The sequence below is a fragment of the Mycobacterium aquaticum genome (assembly GCF_002086485.1).
Lineage (GTDB): Bacteria > Actinomycetota > Actinomycetes > Mycobacteriales > Mycobacteriaceae > Mycobacterium > Mycobacterium aquaticum.
Map to the genome: position 1 here is coordinate 52,336 of NZ_MVHF01000041.1, position 15,625 is coordinate 67,960.

13 protein-coding genes are annotated in these 15,625 nt (G+C 68.3%); 5 read left to right on the top strand and 8 right to left on the bottom strand.

The genetic code is table 11. From position 1 onward, the window contains the following. The first annotated feature begins 5 nt into the window (after positions 1-5). Together BST13_RS29225 and BST13_RS29230 are read left to right on the top strand one after the other, a co-directional pair. Positions 6-1,028, top strand: a complete 1,023-nt coding sequence (locus tag BST13_RS29225; protein ID WP_083168475.1) for an alpha/beta fold hydrolase — start codon at positions 6-8, stop codon at positions 1,026-1,028. A gap of 51 nt (positions 1,029-1,079) precedes the next feature. Continuing rightward, complete coding sequence (locus tag BST13_RS29230; protein ID WP_083168476.1) at positions 1,080-1,766, top strand: PhzF family phenazine biosynthesis protein; 687 nt, start codon at positions 1,080-1,082, stop codon at positions 1,764-1,766. A 9-nt stretch (positions 1,767-1,775) separates the two neighbouring features. Here the strand turns inward: BST13_RS29230 and nrdR are convergent, their stop codons facing one another. Both nrdR and BST13_RS29240 read right to left on the bottom strand, forming a co-directional pair. Further along, positions 1,776-2,228 (bottom strand): transcriptional regulator NrdR, encoded by a 453-nt coding sequence (nrdR, locus tag BST13_RS29235; RefSeq protein ID WP_083168494.1) that lies wholly within the window; start codon positions 2,226-2,228, stop codon positions 1,776-1,778. Between the two features lie 160 nt (positions 2,229-2,388). Next, complete coding sequence (locus tag BST13_RS29240) at positions 2,389-2,871, bottom strand: LysM peptidoglycan-binding domain-containing protein (protein ID WP_083168478.1); 483 nt, start codon at positions 2,869-2,871, stop codon at positions 2,389-2,391. Between the two features lie 233 nt (positions 2,872-3,104). Between BST13_RS29240 and lexA the strand changes: the two genes are divergently transcribed. Continuing rightward, the gene (lexA, locus tag BST13_RS29245; RefSeq protein ID WP_083168479.1) at positions 3,105-3,815 is read left to right on the top strand and encodes a transcriptional repressor LexA; all 711 of its coding nucleotides are present in this window, start codon (positions 3,105-3,107) and stop codon (positions 3,813-3,815) included. Positions 3,816-3,834: 19 nt separating this feature from the next. Here the strand turns inward: lexA and BST13_RS29250 are convergent, their stop codons facing one another. Continuing rightward, positions 3,835-6,054 (bottom strand): LGFP repeat-containing protein, encoded by a 2,220-nt coding sequence (locus BST13_RS29250; protein WP_083168481.1) that lies wholly within the window; start codon positions 6,052-6,054, stop codon positions 3,835-3,837. Between the two features lie 169 nt (positions 6,055-6,223). After that, positions 6,224-7,384 (bottom strand): acyl-CoA dehydrogenase family protein, encoded by a 1,161-nt coding sequence (locus BST13_RS29255; RefSeq protein ID WP_083168482.1) that lies wholly within the window; start codon positions 7,382-7,384, stop codon positions 6,224-6,226. 101 nt (positions 7,385-7,485) lie between these two features. On the opposite strand from BST13_RS29255, the gene BST13_RS29260 reads away from it, so the two are divergent. Together BST13_RS29260 and BST13_RS29265 are read left to right on the top strand one after the other, a co-directional pair. After that, positions 7,486-9,780 carry a molybdopterin guanine dinucleotide-containing S/N-oxide reductase gene (locus BST13_RS29260; protein WP_083168496.1) on the top strand — a complete coding sequence of 765 codons (2,295 nt, stop codon included), beginning with the start codon at positions 7,486-7,488 and terminating at the stop codon, positions 9,778-9,780. A gap of 91 nt (positions 9,781-9,871) precedes the next feature. Then, on the top strand, positions 9,872-11,356 hold the full coding sequence (locus tag BST13_RS29265) for a PE-PPE domain-containing protein (protein WP_083168484.1): 1,485 nt from the start codon (positions 9,872-9,874) through the stop codon (positions 11,354-11,356). A 67-nt stretch (positions 11,357-11,423) separates the two neighbouring features. Here the strand turns inward: BST13_RS29265 and hflX are convergent, their stop codons facing one another. From hflX to BST13_RS29285, 4 genes are read right to left on the bottom strand one after another with little or no spacing between them, the layout of a single operon-like run. Further along, complete coding sequence (gene hflX / locus BST13_RS29270; RefSeq protein ID WP_083168485.1) at positions 11,424-12,824, bottom strand: GTPase HflX; 1,401 nt, start codon at positions 12,822-12,824, stop codon at positions 11,424-11,426. Between the two features lie 45 nt (positions 12,825-12,869). Continuing rightward, positions 12,870-13,736: a diaminopimelate epimerase gene (gene dapF, locus BST13_RS29275; protein WP_083168499.1), complete on the bottom strand. Its 867-nt coding sequence runs from the start codon at positions 13,734-13,736 to the stop codon at positions 12,870-12,872. A gap of 19 nt (positions 13,737-13,755) precedes the next feature. Beyond that, positions 13,756-14,661, bottom strand: coding sequence for a tRNA (adenosine(37)-N6)-dimethylallyltransferase MiaA (miaA, locus tag BST13_RS29280; RefSeq protein ID WP_083168497.1), 906 nt, complete (start codon positions 14,659-14,661; stop codon positions 13,756-13,758). Then, complete coding sequence (locus tag BST13_RS29285; RefSeq protein WP_211296206.1) at positions 14,658-15,344, bottom strand: class III extradiol ring-cleavage dioxygenase family protein; 687 nt, start codon at positions 15,342-15,344, stop codon at positions 14,658-14,660. Before BST13_RS29285 ends, miaA begins: the two co-directional genes overlap by 4 nt. Positions 15,345-15,625 lie beyond the last annotated feature (281 nt).

Consider the following 15,625-nt stretch of genomic DNA (forward strand, 5'->3'; position numbering starts at 1 on the left):
CCAACATGACGGAGCGAAAGCCCAATCTGCGGTCGGTCAGAGAGGTCACACCGACACTCGAGTTCCGCACCGTGCACGGATACCGGCGCGCGTACCGCGTGGCCGGATCCGGGCCGGCGATCCTGTTGATCCACGGCATCGGTGACAATTCGACCACCTGGCAGACCGTGCAGACCGCCTTGGCGCAGCGCTTCACGGTGATCGCCCCCGATCTGCTCGGGCACGGCCGATCGGACAAGCCGCGGGCGGACTACTCCGTCGCCGCCTACGCCAACGGGATGCGGGACCTGCTCAGCGTCCTGGACATCGACCGGGTCACGGTCGTCGGGCACTCTCTTGGCGGCGGAGTGGCGATGCAGTTCGCCTACCAGTTCCCGCAGTTGGTCGACCGCCTGGTGCTCGTCGGCGCCGGCGGGGTGACCAAAGACGTCAACGTCGCGCTGCGCATCGCGTCATTGCCGATGGGCAGCGAAGCGCTCGCGCTGCTGCGGTTGCCGCTGGTGCTGCCCGCACTGCAGATCATCGGCCGGGCCGCGGGAACGTTGTTCGGCTCCACCGGCATCGGCCGGGACATCCCGGACATGCTGCGCATCCTGGCCGATCTGCCCGAGCCGACCGCGTCGTCGGCGTTCGCCCGCACTCTGCGCGCCGTAGTGGACTGGCGCGGCCAGGTCGTCACCATGCTGGACCGCTGTTACCTGACCGAATCCGTTCCCGTGCAACTTATCTGGGGCGCTTCGGACTCGGTGATCCCGGTCGGTCACGCGCTCATGGCACACGCGGCAATGCCCGGTTCCCAGCTCGAGATCTTCGAGGGGTCCGGGCATTTTCCGTTCCACGACGATCCTGACCGCTTCGTCGAGGTCGTCGAACGATTCATCGACTCCACCGAACCTGCCGTCTACGACCAGGAAATGTTGCGGAACCTGCTGCGCTCGGGAATCCGCAAGGCCACGATCTCCGGGCCCCTGGACACCCAGGTCGCGGTGCTCGACGCGATGGGCGCCGACGAACGCAGCGCCACCTAGCCCGGTACCGGGATCAACCCAGCGGCGATCGCTGCCACGTAGCATCGGCTTATGGCCATTGATGTGACCGTGCTGCGCGTGTTCACCGATTCCGACGGCAAGTTCGGCAACCCGCTGGGCGTGGTCGACAACAGCACCGTGGATCCGGCCGACCGACAGCGCATCGCGACCGAATTGGGTTACAGCGAAACCATTTTCATCGACGTACCACCGCCAGGCGGCACGTCGGCACAGGCGCGAATCTACACTCCGGCCGCCGAGCTGGCGTTCGCCGGCCACCCGACGGTCGGCGCATCGTGGTGGCTGCGCGAAACCGGGAGGCCGGTCAAGACCCTGCAGGTGCCGGCAGGCATCGTGCAGGTCGAGTACGACGGCGACCTGGCCGCGGTGAGCGCCCGCTCCGAATGGGCTCCCGAGTTCGCCATCCACGATCTGTCGTCGACCGACGAACTCATGGCCGCCCAACCCGACGACTTCTCCGACGACGTCGAGAACTACCTCTGGACGTGGATCGACCAGGACCAGGGCATCATGCGGTCACGGATGTTCGCGCCACACCTGGGCATCCCCGAGGATGAGGCCACCGGCGCCGCTGCCGTGCGGATGACCGACTATCTCAGCCGGGATCTGAAGATCATCCAGGGCAAAGGGTCGGTGATTCATACGCGATGGAGCCCCGAGGGTTGGGTTCGGGTGGCAGGCCGCGTCGTCAGCGATGGCAGCACCCAGCTGGACTAGGAAACCCGGTCAGCCAGACCGGTGGGCGCGCAGCGCCTCGATCTCCCGCTCGAAATCATCGGCCGACGTGAACGACCGGTACACCGAGGCGAACCGCAGGTAGGCGACCTCGTCGAGCTCGCGCAGCGGCCCGAGGATCGCCAGGCCCACCTCGTGGCTGGGAATCTCCGGTGTGCCCAGGCCCCGCACGGCATCCTCGACCTTCTGGGCCAGGAGGTTCAGCGCAGCGGCGTCGACCTGCCTGCCGTGGCAGGCACGCCGCACGCCCCGGACGACCTTCTCCCGGCTGAACGGCTCTGTGACGCCACTACGTTTGACGACGGCCAGCACAGCGGTCTCGACCGTGGTGAATCGGCGGCCGCATTCGGGGCACGAACGCCGGCGCCGAATGGCCTGGCCCTCGTCGGTTTCTCTCGAATCGACCACCCGGGAATCGGGATGACGGCAGAAGGGACAGTGCATCACCGCTCCTTCGTCATTCCGCCAGACCACAAGTTCGAGCGCCCTTGAGCCTACCTGCGCCGCCGGCGGTACTGTCCACGCCGGGTCCAATGGCACGTACGTCGCCGGACATCCGGCGAGTGCCGTTGCGCACCAAGCCGTCTCACCGCTCATGGCACGGTCAGCCGACCGGTGCGATCAGCGTCTGGCCCGCGTCCACAGCGACCGACTTGAGCTGGTTCAGGTCGCGGATCTGCTCCACGACCTCGGCGACCGGCGCATCGGGAGCCACCCGCCGAGCCAGCTGCTGCAGGGATTCGCCGCTGCGCACCTGCACGACGGCCAACTCATCGGGTGTCGGTGCGGCGGTCCCCACCACGCCGCCCAACTGCGCCACAAGACCCAGCCACACCGTGATCCCCGCGGCCACCAGCGCCAACAGCACCGTCGTGACCGGCGTGATGGGCTTGCGGCGGTGCGACGCCCGCGACATCAGCACCCCGGTGCCGCGGTAGCGCAGCGCGGCCCCACCGGGACGCAGCGGAGCAGGCCGGTCAACCGACCGAGGCCTGCGGACGGGACGGGAATCGCGCTGGGGCAGCGGAGCGGGCCGGCTCGCCAACACAGCTGCGCGGGTCTCGGCGGGAATGTGGAGGATGGCCATCTGACTGCCTTTCAGGTCCGGGCGTTCGCTTCTGTGTTCGAATATAATCGATCAGATGTTCGAACGATAGAACGTGTGATCGAACTGTTGCCAAACGATAGACCGGGGTACCGACAAGTCCGATTGGCACAAATGGCATCCGCGTCCCGCTGCCGTCCCGGAGGCCACCCGGGGGACGACACACCTCGAACACATGTTTGATCATTGCGCGTACAGCGACTAGATTCGGCGCCATGAGCGACGACAGCACCGACAGCCCGGCCGACACCGACGGCACCAGTCGGCGCCGCAGTCCCGACAGCAGCCTCACCGAACGGCAGCGGACCATCCTCGAGGTGATCCGGGCGTCGGTCACCAGTCGCGGCTATCCCCCGAGCATCCGCGAGATCGGCGACGCGGTCGGCTTGACCTCGACGTCGTCGGTCGCGCATCAATTGCGCACGCTGGAGCGCAAGGGCTATCTACGGCGTGACCCCAACCGGCCGCGTGCGGTCGATGTGCGGGCGGCCGACGATCCGGTGGTGACACCGGTGGTGACCACCGATGTGGCCGGCTCCGATGCGCTGCCCGAGCCCACCTTCGTGCCCGTGCTCGGTCGTATCGCCGCGGGCGGCCCGATCCTGGCCGAGCAGGCGGTCGAGGACGTATTCCCGCTGCCCCGGGAGCTTGTCGGCGAAGGTTCGTTGTTCCTGCTCAAGGTGGTCGGCGATTCCATGGTCGACGCCGCGATCTGCGACGGCGACTGGGTGGTCGTGCGGCAGCAGAATGTCGCCGACAACGGCGACATCGTGGCGGCGATGATCGACGGCGAAGCGACGGTCAAGACGTTCAAGCGGACCCGCGGCCAGGTGTGGCTCATGCCGCACAATCCCGCCTACGACCCGATCCCCGGCAACGACGCCGCCGTGCTCGGCAAGGTCGTCACCGTCATCCGCAAGATCTAGACGACGTTCGAGGCGGTTCTCACTCGGCCCGGACGAATCCGTTCGTCCGGGCGAATTCCTCGCTGGCGAACCAGATCTCGGCGACCGCATCGTCGTATTGACGACTGTCGGGTGACCAGTACATGCCCGACTTGGTGTCCGCCTTGATCGGATAACCCTGAGGCGCCCGCTGCGGATCGTCCAGCGGCAGGTGCAGCGCCGTGGCGCTGGCCACCGGCTCGTCGAGTTCGATCGCTGCGTGCCGCCCACTGTGGGTCTCTGCGTCCGTGTCGATCCGCGGCATCAGCGTCGGGATGGGCGTCGGCGCGGTGTCGACGTTGTCGGAGTCGAAGTCGGGATCCACCGGTATTGCGGCGTGTTCGCGCGGTTCCTCGGCGGCGTCGGCGGCGGCGTCGGTGTCGTCCTGCTCATCGAGGTCGTCCTCGTCATCGTCATGGCCGCTGAGCAGCTCGACGGCCTCTTCCGGTGGTTCGTCGTCATCGACGTCGCCGATGGGGTCGACCCCGCCGGGTGGAGCCCACTGGCTCACGGGCATCGCGATGTCGGTCGGATCGTCGTACGGCGAGGCGGCCGGGGTGTATGCCGCAGCGGGCGTAGCGGACTCGTAAGGCGCTGCGAACCGCGCGGTCCCCGCCTCGGCGGCGCCGTACGCGGCGGGCTCGAACGGATTCGACTCGTCGGCGTGCTGCGTCGGCGCATGGGTCTCGTCGTAGTCGTGCGCCTCATAGCGGCCTTGCTGATAACCGGCCCGGTCGTACTGGCCGTCGTCGTGTGCCGCGTCGTCATCGTCGTGCCCGTCGTCATAGTGGGCGTCGTCGTAGTCGGAGCCGTAATGGTCGTCATCCTCGAACCCGTCGTGGTCGAAGTCGTCATCGCCCCGACCGCGGCGCCGGTGCCACAGGGCGGCGCCGACGATCAGCCCGGCCAGCAACACAACCGGGATCACCGCGAGCAGCCACCACCAGTTCCAGTGCCAGGCGAACGGCTTGCTCGGCTCCGACGGCGACGCCTGGGTGGTGCCGTGCGGCTGATTGGCGTCCAGCCCGGGGATCTCCAGGCCGGCCAGCGACGATGCCAGCTTGGGCGGCTCGGTGGTGAAGGTGTTGTCCGAGCGGTCCCAGGAGATCGCTCCCCCGCTGAACTTCTGCGTGATCACGCTGCCGTTCTCGGTCTGATCCGACATCGGTGCGCCGAGGTCACCGTGCCCCCCGCCGAGCTTCTGCCACGCCGCGTTCATGGCGCCGCGCACGATCACTGCGCCATAGTCCGGGGTCAAGAAGATGACGGGTTTGTCGGACGCCGCGAAGCTCACGGTCCGACTGTTCTGGGCGAAGCCGCCGTCGGCTTCGCTGCTGGTGGGAAAGCCCAGGTCACCCTCGGGGCCGCCGACACTCTGGTATTTCTCCAGCAGCTGGCCGCTGATCGCGGCCGCGCCGGTGGCGGGGGTGTAGAAGATGGCGCCGTGTGCGTACTTCTGCCCGACGCCGTCGGCACCGATCGGGTACTGGTCACCGTCCTTGGCGCCGAGCGGCCCCATGTCCCCGCCCGCGGCGCGGTGGGCCGCGCTGATCGCGGTGGTCGGGTCTTCTGCAACGGTCAGGCCGCTGAGCTGGCCGGCCAGATCCGGCGGATCGGTGGTGAACTCCTTGGTCTTGGGATTCCAGGACAGCTCACCGCCGGTGAACTTCTGCGACACGATGTCGCCGCGGTAGGCCTCGTCCTCGGAGGGCACGCCCAGCACGCCTGCGGATCCGCCGAGCTTGTCCCATCCCGCGTTGATCGCGCCGCGAACAACGTGCGCCCCATTCGTCGGGGTCCAGAAGATCACCGGTTTGTCAGACGCGCTGAAAGTCGAATTGCGGCTGTCCGGCGCACGTCCGGCACCTTCGTCGATGGTCGGGAATCCGAGATCGCTGTCGGCGGGGCCACCGAGCGCCTCATATTTCTCCAAGATGGCACCCGTCACGTAATGCGCACCCGTCGCGGGGGTGAAGAAGATCTTCCCGGAGGCGAAGTTCTGCCCGAACCCCGAGCCGGTCGCGTAGACGTCGCCGTTGCGCGCGCCGAGCGGCCCGCCGTCCCCACCGCTGGCATCCCAGGCCGCGGAGATGGCGGCGCCGGCATCGGATTCGGGGCTCGCCGCCGCGACCGGTGCCAACAGGCCGGCGACGGCCACTGCAAACAGACCGGCCGTCACCCGCCGAACGGCCCCGCTCAGCCTTGTTCCCGGCCTCGTCATGCATCCTCCCCGCTGTTCGGCAAAGTTCCGAAGAATGTATCCCGCCCGACAACTCTGCTTTAGTCGGCGGCGATAACCAAGGAACATCGCCGATCACGGGTCAAAAAAACCCTGCGATTCAACCGTCCAGCGGGCTGCGCACCGGCGTTTTCGGATCGTCCCGGCCGGGTCAGACCCCCAGACTACGGCCGATGATCTCCTTCATGATCTCGGTGGTGCCGCCATAGATGGTCTGCACCCGCGCGTCCAGGTAGGCCCGCGCGATCGGGTATTCCCGCATGTATCCGTAGCCGCCGTGCAGCTGAAGACACCGGTCGATGAGGTTGACCTGCTTCTCGGTCGAATACCACTTGGCCATCGCGGCCTGTTCGACCGACAGCTTCTCGTCCAGGTGCAGCCGCACGAATTCGTCGACCATCATCCGGACGACGGTGGCCTCGGTGGCCAGTTCGGCCAGCAGGAACCGGCTGTTCTGGAAACTGCCGATCGGCTTGCCGAACGCCTTGCGTTCCTTGGCGTACTGCAGCGTCTGATCGAGCACCGTCTCCATGGCCGCGGCGGCCATGATGGCGATCGAGATGCGCTCCTGCGGCAGGTTCTGCATCAGGTAGACGAAGCCCTGTCCTTCTTCACCGAGCAGGTTCTCGACCGGAACCTTGACATCGGTGAACGACAGCTCGGCGGTGTCCTGGGCTTCCAGACCGATCTTGTCGAGGTGACGGCCGCGTTCGAAACCCTCCATACCGCGCTCGACGACCAGCAGCGAGAAGCCCAGCGCGCCCTTGTCGGGGTCGGTCTGCGCCACGACGATCACGAGGTCGGAGTGGATGCCATTGGTGATGAAGGTCTTCGAGCCGTTGAGGATGTAGTGATCGCCTTCCCGCACGGCGCGGGTCTTGATGCCCTGGAGGTCGCTGCCGGTGCCCGGTTCGGTCATTGCGATCGCGGTGATGATTTCTCCGGTGCAGAACTTCGGCAGCCAACGCTGCTTCTGCTCCTCGTTGGCCAGCCTCAGCAGGTACGGCGCGACCACGTCGTTGTGCAGCCCGAAGCCGATGCCGCTGTAGCGGCCCGCGACCGTCTCTTCGGTGATGATCGTGTTGTAACGGAAGTCGCCATTGCCGCCGCCGCCGTATTCCTCGGGCACCGCCATACCGAGAAAGCCCTGCTTACCGGCCTCCAGCCAGACCCCGCGGTCGACGATCTTGTCCTTTTCCCACTGGTCGTGGTACGGCGCGACGTGCCGTTCCAGGAAGGCCCGGTAGGACTCGCGGAAGAGTTCGTGCTCAGGTTCGAACAGAGTGCGCTCGTACTTCACAACACCGCTCATGGTGTGACCTCCGGTACTGGGTTTCGACTTGGGGCCAACTTATACCAACCGGATGGTTGGGCACATCCGAGGTGTCTGTGCTGCGCCGTAGACTGGCCGTCGTGCCGGCGTCCCCGACGAGCCTCACGCACTGGGGTGCGTTCACCGCCCGAGTCGACGCCGGAGACATCGCGGCCGTGACGCCGCCTGCCGGCGACACCGATCCGTCCCCGTTGCTGGGCAACCTGCCCGGCGCCATCCGACACCGCTCCCGGATCACCGGACCCGCGGTACGGCGCGGCTGGCTCCGCGACGGCCCGGGCCCTAGCAGCGGACGCGGCGCCGACGAGTTCGTCGCGGTGTCCTGGGACCAACTGACCGAACTGCTGGCCGCCGAACTGCGCCGGGTCGTCGACACCCACGGAAATGAAGCCATCTACGCAGGCTCCTACGGGTGGGCCAGCGCCGGACGGTTCCACCACGCCCAGAGCCAGGTGCACCGCTTCCTCAAGATGTTCGGCGGCTACACCTCGTCACGGAACTCCTACAGCCTGGGCGCCACCGCGGTGATCATGCCGCGCGTGGTCGGCACCCACGATGACCTCTTCAAGCGGTCCACCGATTGGGACGTCATCGTCGCCCACACGGATCTGCTCGTCAGCTTCGGCGGCATCGCGTTGAAGAACACCGCCATCAACCACGGCGGCACCACCGCGCACCCCGCCCGCGACGCACTGCGCCGGCTGCGGGACCGGGGCGGGCGCATCGTGTCCTTCAGTCCGCTGCGCGACGACGTCGACGGCGAATGCGAATGGCACGCACCCGTCCCCGGCACCGACGTGGCCGTCATGCTCGGGCTAGCTTACGTGCTGGCCACCGAGGGATTGGCCGACCGCGCGTTCCTCGACACGTACTGCACCGGCTACGAGCGGTTCGAGCGCTATCTGCTCGGCCGCGACGACGGCATCGCTAAGTCACCGCTGTGGGCGGCGCAGATCAGCGGGATCGCCGCCGACGAACTGACCGAGCTGGCCCGACGCATGGCCTCCGGTCGCACCCTTGTCACCGTCAGCTGGTCTCTGCAACGGATCCGCCACGGCGAACAAGCTCCGTGGATGGGCCTGACGCTGGCCGCGATGTTGGGCCAGATCGGGGTTCCAGGCGGCGGATTCGGTCACGGCTACGGGTCGATGAACGAACCCGGGCTGCCGCCGCTGCGCTGCCGGTTGCCGGTGTTTCCGCAGGGCCCCAACCCGGTGCAGACGTTCATCCCGGTGGCGGCCGTCAGCGACATGCTGCTGCATCCCGGCGAGCAGTTCGACTACAACGGGCAGCGGCTGACCTATCCCGACATCAAGTGTGTGTACTGGGCCGGCGGCAATCCGTTCCACCATCACCAGAACATCCCGCGGCTGCGCCGAGCGCTGGCTCGCGTCGACACCGTGGTGGTGCACGATCCGTACTGGACCGCCATGGCCAAACACGCCGACATCGTCGTACCGTCGACCACGGCCTACGAGCGCGAGGACTACTCCGGGTCCCGCAACGATCCGCTGCTGGTGGCCATGCCGCAGCTGGCCGAGCCCTACGCACAGTCACGCGACGACTACACGACCTTCGCCGCGCTGGCCACCGCGCTCGGCTTCGGCGAGCAGTTCACCGAGGGCCGCACGGCCCGGCAGTGGCTCGTGCACATGTACGAAAAGTGGGCTGCCGGACTGGATTTCGAGGTTCCCACGTTCGACCAGTTCTGGGCGGCCGGTCAGCTGCGCTTGCCGACCGAACCGGGCCTGACGCTGTTGGGCGACTACCGCGCCGATCCGCAGGCCCACCGCCTCGCCACACCGAGCGGCCGCATCGAGATCTTCTCCGAGGACATCGCCGGCTTCGGCTACTCCGACTGCCTCGGCCATCCGGCGTGGTACGAACCCGCGGAGTGGCTCGGCGGTGAGCGCGCCCGGGCGTATCCATTGCATCTGCTGGCCAACCAACCGGCGACCCGGCTGCACAGCCAACTGGACGGCGGCGCTACCAGCAGGGCCTCGAAAATCCAAGGGCGCGAACCGATCCGGATGCACCCGGCCGACGCGGCCCGGCGCGGACTGGCAGACGGCGACATCGTGCGCGTGTTCAACGACCGCGGCGCGTGCCTCGCGGGTCTCGTCGTCGACGACCGCCTGCGCAGGGATGTGGTGCAGCTGTCGACCGGTGCCTGGTTCGACCCGGCCGATCCGACGGACCCGGATTCGATGTGCGTGCACGGTAATCCGAACGTGCTGACCGACGACGTCGGGACGTCATCGCTGGCGCACGGCTGCACCGGGGCCCATGTGCTGGTCGAGGTCGAGAAGTTCGACGGGCCGTTGCCGCCGCTGCGGGCCCATGAACCGCCCGTGATCCGCACGGCCGTCGACTGAGGCCGGTTCGCTCGATTTGCCTGTGCCCGATGCGTGACGATGCAAAGATCCCCTGAGCGCTGACGTCGGCGTCAGCGGAAGGGGAGGCCCGATGCGAATCTCAGCCCGTTCGATGGTCCGCACCATGCTGGTGGCCGGCGTGGCGATGTCCGGCTCCGCAGTCATCGGGGTGACGACGACGCTTGCGGCCGAGGTCGCGCTGAATGCGGCGGTGACGCCGTTGGTGGTGCCCGGCACCGGAACACCGAACCCGGCGGATTCCGCCAATTACATGAACAATGCCGTCAGTTACTACGTCCAGCCAGGCGGTACCTGCGGCGCAGACGGCTGTGCTGCGCCGGTCGCGGTGCCCTACATCGCCCAGTTCTGGCCGTTTCCCTTCCCCGGCTGGGGCGGGCTGCAGGGTGCGAAATGGAACGTTTCGGTGGCCAGCGGTGTGACGAGCCTGACCAGCCAGCTCGTCGGGCCCAACAATCCCACCGACGATCATCCGGTCGTCGTCTTCGGCTACTCGCAGGGCGCGACCGTCGCCAGCATCGTCAAAGGCCAACTGGCCGATCTGCCCGCCGATCAGAAGAACGACCTGACGTTCGTGTTGATCGGTAATCCGAACCGGCCCAACGGCGGACTGTTCGAACGGCTCGCAGTGCTGGGCACTGTGCCGGTCCTCGACGCGACGTTCGGTCAACCGACCCCGACCGACACCGGCATCACGACCTATGACATCGCGTTGCAGTACGACGGTGTGTCCGACGCGCCGTCCTGGGTGCTCAATCCGTTGGCCATGGCCAACGCCGTCGCCGGGTTCGAATACGTGCACGGCACCTACCTGGCTCCCGACGGCACCGATGCCCCGTCGGCCACGCCCTACGGCTACACACCCGCACAGGTGCAGGCCGCGGTCGACAACGCCAAGGCCGACTGCAGCGCGGCCACCCACTGCCAAAAACAGGGCGACACCTACTACATCACCCTGCCGGCCAAGTACCTCCCGATCATGCAGCCCGCCCTCGATCTCGGCGCGGCGACCGGTACGTCGGCGCTCGTGGTGCCGGTGGTCAACCTGATCTCGCCGACGGTGCAGACCCTGATCGAAACCGGTTACGACAGAACCAATTACGGCACACCGACCCCGTTCCAGCTGGTACCGCGGGTCAACCCCGTCACGCTGGCCGGCGACCTCATCAATGACATCCCCGAAGGAATCACCGCCGCGAGCCAACCGGGGCTCGCGCCGTTGCCCGGATGGACAGATCCCACCCAGAGCGCCACCACCGCGAAGCCCACCGCCCCGGCACAAGTGCCGGCCACGACCGCGGACGTCCAGAAAGTCGCCGCCGTCGCCGATCTCAAGCCGTCGCTGCGGCCGAGCGTCGTCACCGAGACGACCTCGACAGCCACGCAGACCGACCGGCCGTCACTGCGAAAGACGTTGGGTGTCAACGGACATCCGGTCCGTGATCTGGCGAGGTCGCTCGGCAGCACCGTGCGTAAGGCCCTCGGGCAGGACACCGCCAAGGCCGCCGACAAGAGCGGCACCGGCGCTGACAACAAGACGGCCAAGCCCGCGGCCTGATTCCGCCGAGCAGACGTCGCGGTACGCCAAACACGGCGTGTCGGGGTACCGCAGCGTCTGCTCGGCGTCAGAAGGTGGCGAACTCGCCGAGGCTGGCCGCCAACGGGATCGGCACGCGCGCTTTGATCCTGGTGCCGTCAGCGCCATGTTCGGTGGCGTCGATGCGGCCTTCGGAGTGCAGTTTGGCGACCAGGTCGCCACGCTCGTACGGGATGGTCACGTCGACCATGGTGTCGGTCGGCTCGACCAACTCCCCCATCCGCTGCCGCAGCCGGTCCAGCCCGTCACCGGAATGCGCCGAGACGAACACCGCATCGGGCAGCCCCCGCCGCAGCTGGGCCAGTTCCAGGTCACCGGTGGCGTCGATCTTGTTGACCACCAACAGTTCCGGGGCCCGACGCCCGTCATGCTCGGCGATCACCTCGCCGATCACCTGCCGCACCGCGCTGATCTGGGCCAGCGGATTGGCGTCGGAGCCGTCGACCACGTGCACGAGCAGGTCGGCATCGACGACCTCTTCGAGTGTGGACCGGAACGCCTCCACCAACTGCGTGGGCAGGTGCCGCACGAAGCCGACGGTGTCGGTCAGCACGAACGGCCGGCCATCGTCGAATTCCCCACGGCGCGAAGTGGGTTCGAGGGTCGCGAACAACGCGTTCTCCACCAGCACCCCGGCCCCGGTCAAGGCGTTGAGGAGGCTCGACTTACCGGCGTTGGTGTAGCCGACGATCGCCACCGACGCGACGTCGGAGGTCAGCCGACGGCTGCGCTGGGTGTCGCGGACCTTCTTCATATCGCGAATCTCGCGCCGCAGCTTGGACATACGCTCGCGGATCCGCCTGCGGTCGGTCTCGATCTTGGTCTCGCCCGGACCACGGGTGCCGACGCCGCCGCCGGCACCGCCGGCTCGACCACCGGCCTGCCGGGACATCGATTCACCCCAGCCGCGCAGCCGCGGAAGCATGTATTCCATCTGGGCCAGCGACACCTGGGCCTTGCCCTCACGGCTGGTCGCGTGCTGAGCGAAGATGTCGAGGATCAGCGCGGTGCGGTCGATGACCTTGACCTTGACCACCTTTTCCAGGGAGTTCAGCTGCGCCGGTGAGAGCTCACCGTCGCAGATCACGGTGTCCGCCCCGGTGGCGACGACCACCTCGCGCAGTTCGGCGGCCTTGCCGGAGCCGATGTAGGTGGATGGATCGGGCTTGTCGCGGCGCTGGATGAGGCCTTCGAGGACCTCTGAGCCCGCTGTCTCGGCCAGGGCCGCCAACTCGGCCAGGCTCGCGTCGGCGTCGGCCGAGGTGCCGTCGGTCCAGACCCCGACGAGCACGACTCTTTCGAGCCGGAGTTGCCGGTATTCGACCTCGGAGACATCGGTGAGTTCGGTGGATAGCCCGGCGACGCGGCGCAGTGAGGCGCGATCTTGGAGGGCGAGTTCGCCGGTGCTGGGTGTCTGTGGGTACGTCATATGTACTTCCAGATTGTCACGCCGCCCACCCGGTGCGCACCCCAATTACGCGTGTGCAGTGTTCCACCAGACCTCGGACAGCTCCCCGCGCGCCACCAGCACCGACGGTCCGCGCAGGTAGCTGGTGGATTCGGTGATGGTCACCGTCACCTCACCACCCGGTATGTGCACCGCCAGCGTCCCGGTGTCGGCGCCCTGGTTCGCCAGCGCGGCCACCGTTGCGGCGACGGTTCCGGTGCCGCACGAGCGGGTCTCGCCGACGCCGCGTTCATGCACGCGCATGCTCACGGCGCCGTCGACCGGTGCGGTCAGGATCTCGATGTTGACGCCATCGGGGAACAGCGCGGAGTCGAACGACACCGGCGCACCCACGTCGAGCGCGGCCAGATCCGACCGGTCGATCCCCACACAGGCCAGATGCGGATTGCCCACGTCGACGGCCAGGCCGGCGAAGCTGCGGCCACCGACCACGGCCGAGCCCGTACCGAACCGGTTGGCCTTGCCCATCTCGACTGTGACCTCGGCGGTGTCGGCGTCGGCGTGATGCAGCACCACCGGGCGCGGCCCCGCCAGCGAGCCGACGACGAACTCGTCGGCGGTCTCCAGGCCCGAGGCCTTCAGGTAGTGCGCGAACACGCGGACCCCGTTGCCACACATCTGCGCGATGGACCCGTCGGCGTTGCGGTAGTCCATGTACCAGTCGCCTGCCGCGACGCCGTCGGGCAACCGGTCGAACACGCCGGCGGCCAGGGCAGCCCCGGCCGTGGTCACCCGCAGGACGCCGTCGGCGCCCAGGCCCCGGCGGCGGTCACACAACGCGGCCACCGCGTCGGGCTGCAGCGACAGGCGCGCATCGAGGTCGGGCAGCACCACGAAGTCGTTCTGGGTGCCGTGGCCCTTCACAAAACTCACGCCGCCGGAGATCACCTGATCAGGATACGTGTCGCCAGATCCGCTCGGCGTCATCGACCGTCCCGTCGGAGGCCCCGTCCAGCCAGGCCACCCGGTGATCCCTACGGAACCACGACCGCTGCCTGCGCACGTAGCGGCGGGTGCCGATGAACGTCGGCTCCTGGGCGGCCGAGCCGTCACCGCCCGCGTCGAGGTCGGCCAGCACCTGCGCGTACCCCAGCGCCCGCGCGGCCGTCACGCCGTCGCGCAAACCCCGCTCGCGCAGCGTCAGCACCTCCTCGACCAGACCGTCGGCGAACATTTTGTCGGTGCGCTGTGCCAGCCGCTCGTCGAGAACGTCTGTGGCCCAGTCCAATCCGATGATCGCGGTGTCCCAGCGGGGTGTCCCGATGCGCGGCGCGGACGCCGCGAACGGCTGCCCGGTGAGCTCCACGACTTCCAGTGCCCGCACGATCCGCCGGCCGTCGGTGGGCAGGATCGACGCGCCTGCCGCGGGGTCGACGGCGGTCAGCTCGGCGTGCAGGGCCGCGACGCCGATCTCGGCCAGGCGCTCCTCCCACCGCGCCCGTACCGACGCGTCGGTGGCCGGAAACGCCCATTCGTCCAGCAGCGACTGGATGTAGAGCATCGATCCGCCCACGATGACGGGCACCGCGCCACGTGCCGCGATGGCTTCGACGTCGGCCGCCGCAGCCTGCTGGTACCGGGCCACGGTGGCGGTCTCGGTCACTTCGAGCACGTCGAGCTGATGATGCGGGATGCCACGGCGTTCGGCGACGGTCAGTTTGGCGGTGCCGATGTCCATACCGCGGTAGAGCTGCATGGCGTCGGCGTTCACGATCTCCCCGCCGAGCCGTTCTGCCAGGGCCAACGCCAGAGCGGACTTGCCGGTTCCGGTCGGGCCGATGACGGCGATCGGCCTCACGGGTGCCACACCCCGGCGAAGTACCCGACGCCGTAGGGCGCGCCGCGGTAGAGCTCGCGCGCCCCGGCGGGCCCGGGCTCGGTGAGCCCGGCCAGCACCTGGTAGGCGACGCGGCCCACAATCCACTCGGGCAGCCTGAGCAGAGCCGCGGCATCGCCTACGGCCAGCGCATCGTCGAGGGCCGACTGGATCGCGCCGGACTCCGGGTCGTAGCCGCCCGGTGCGCTCGCGGTGAGGGTGTGCGCGCCGTCGGCGACGACGAGGACCCCGACCGGGTCTGCCGCGTCGTCGATGAGGGCCCGCAGCCGGCGCCCGTGGGCCTGCGCGGCGTCGGCCGTGTGCGAGTCGGCGTACATCCGCACCTCGGCGGCGGCCTCGGGGTTGGCCTGTCCCCTGATCCAGCCGGCAACGAGCGCGCTGAGCGGCAGTTCGGTGGGTGCCTGCGGGCAGCCGGGTCCCAGCGCGACCGCCACGTCGACGCCGTATCCGGCGAACGTCCCGGCGCTCTCCGAGCCGATGACGGCGTCCGCATCACCGACGCCGACGACCACCCAGCGCGCGGGCAGGGTCTGCGCCGCCGCGACGACTGCGGCACGCAGATCGGTCAGTTCAGCGGCGGCCGAACCCATGAGCTCGGGCACCAGGACAGGTGCCGACGGAACGATCGCAATGGCGCTGCGCACCACACCAAACTAGTGCGCAGGCACCACCCCACCGGGCCGTAGGGCCGCCCATCGGTCCTCGTCACCCCGTGTGCAGCGGTGCCGACGCCGACTTTGTCAGCCCCTTGACCCGAAAGGCATGGGCAGGACACAAGCCGACCTGCTTGAATAGCGTTCGAAACTGACAGCTATCGGGCGCCGCGTCGCGCGGCAGATGCGCGGGTAGACCGCGGGGAAGTACGAGGAGCCGATATGACAACCAGCCAGCCTGGCGAGCACACCCCCAAACCCAGCCCCCGACC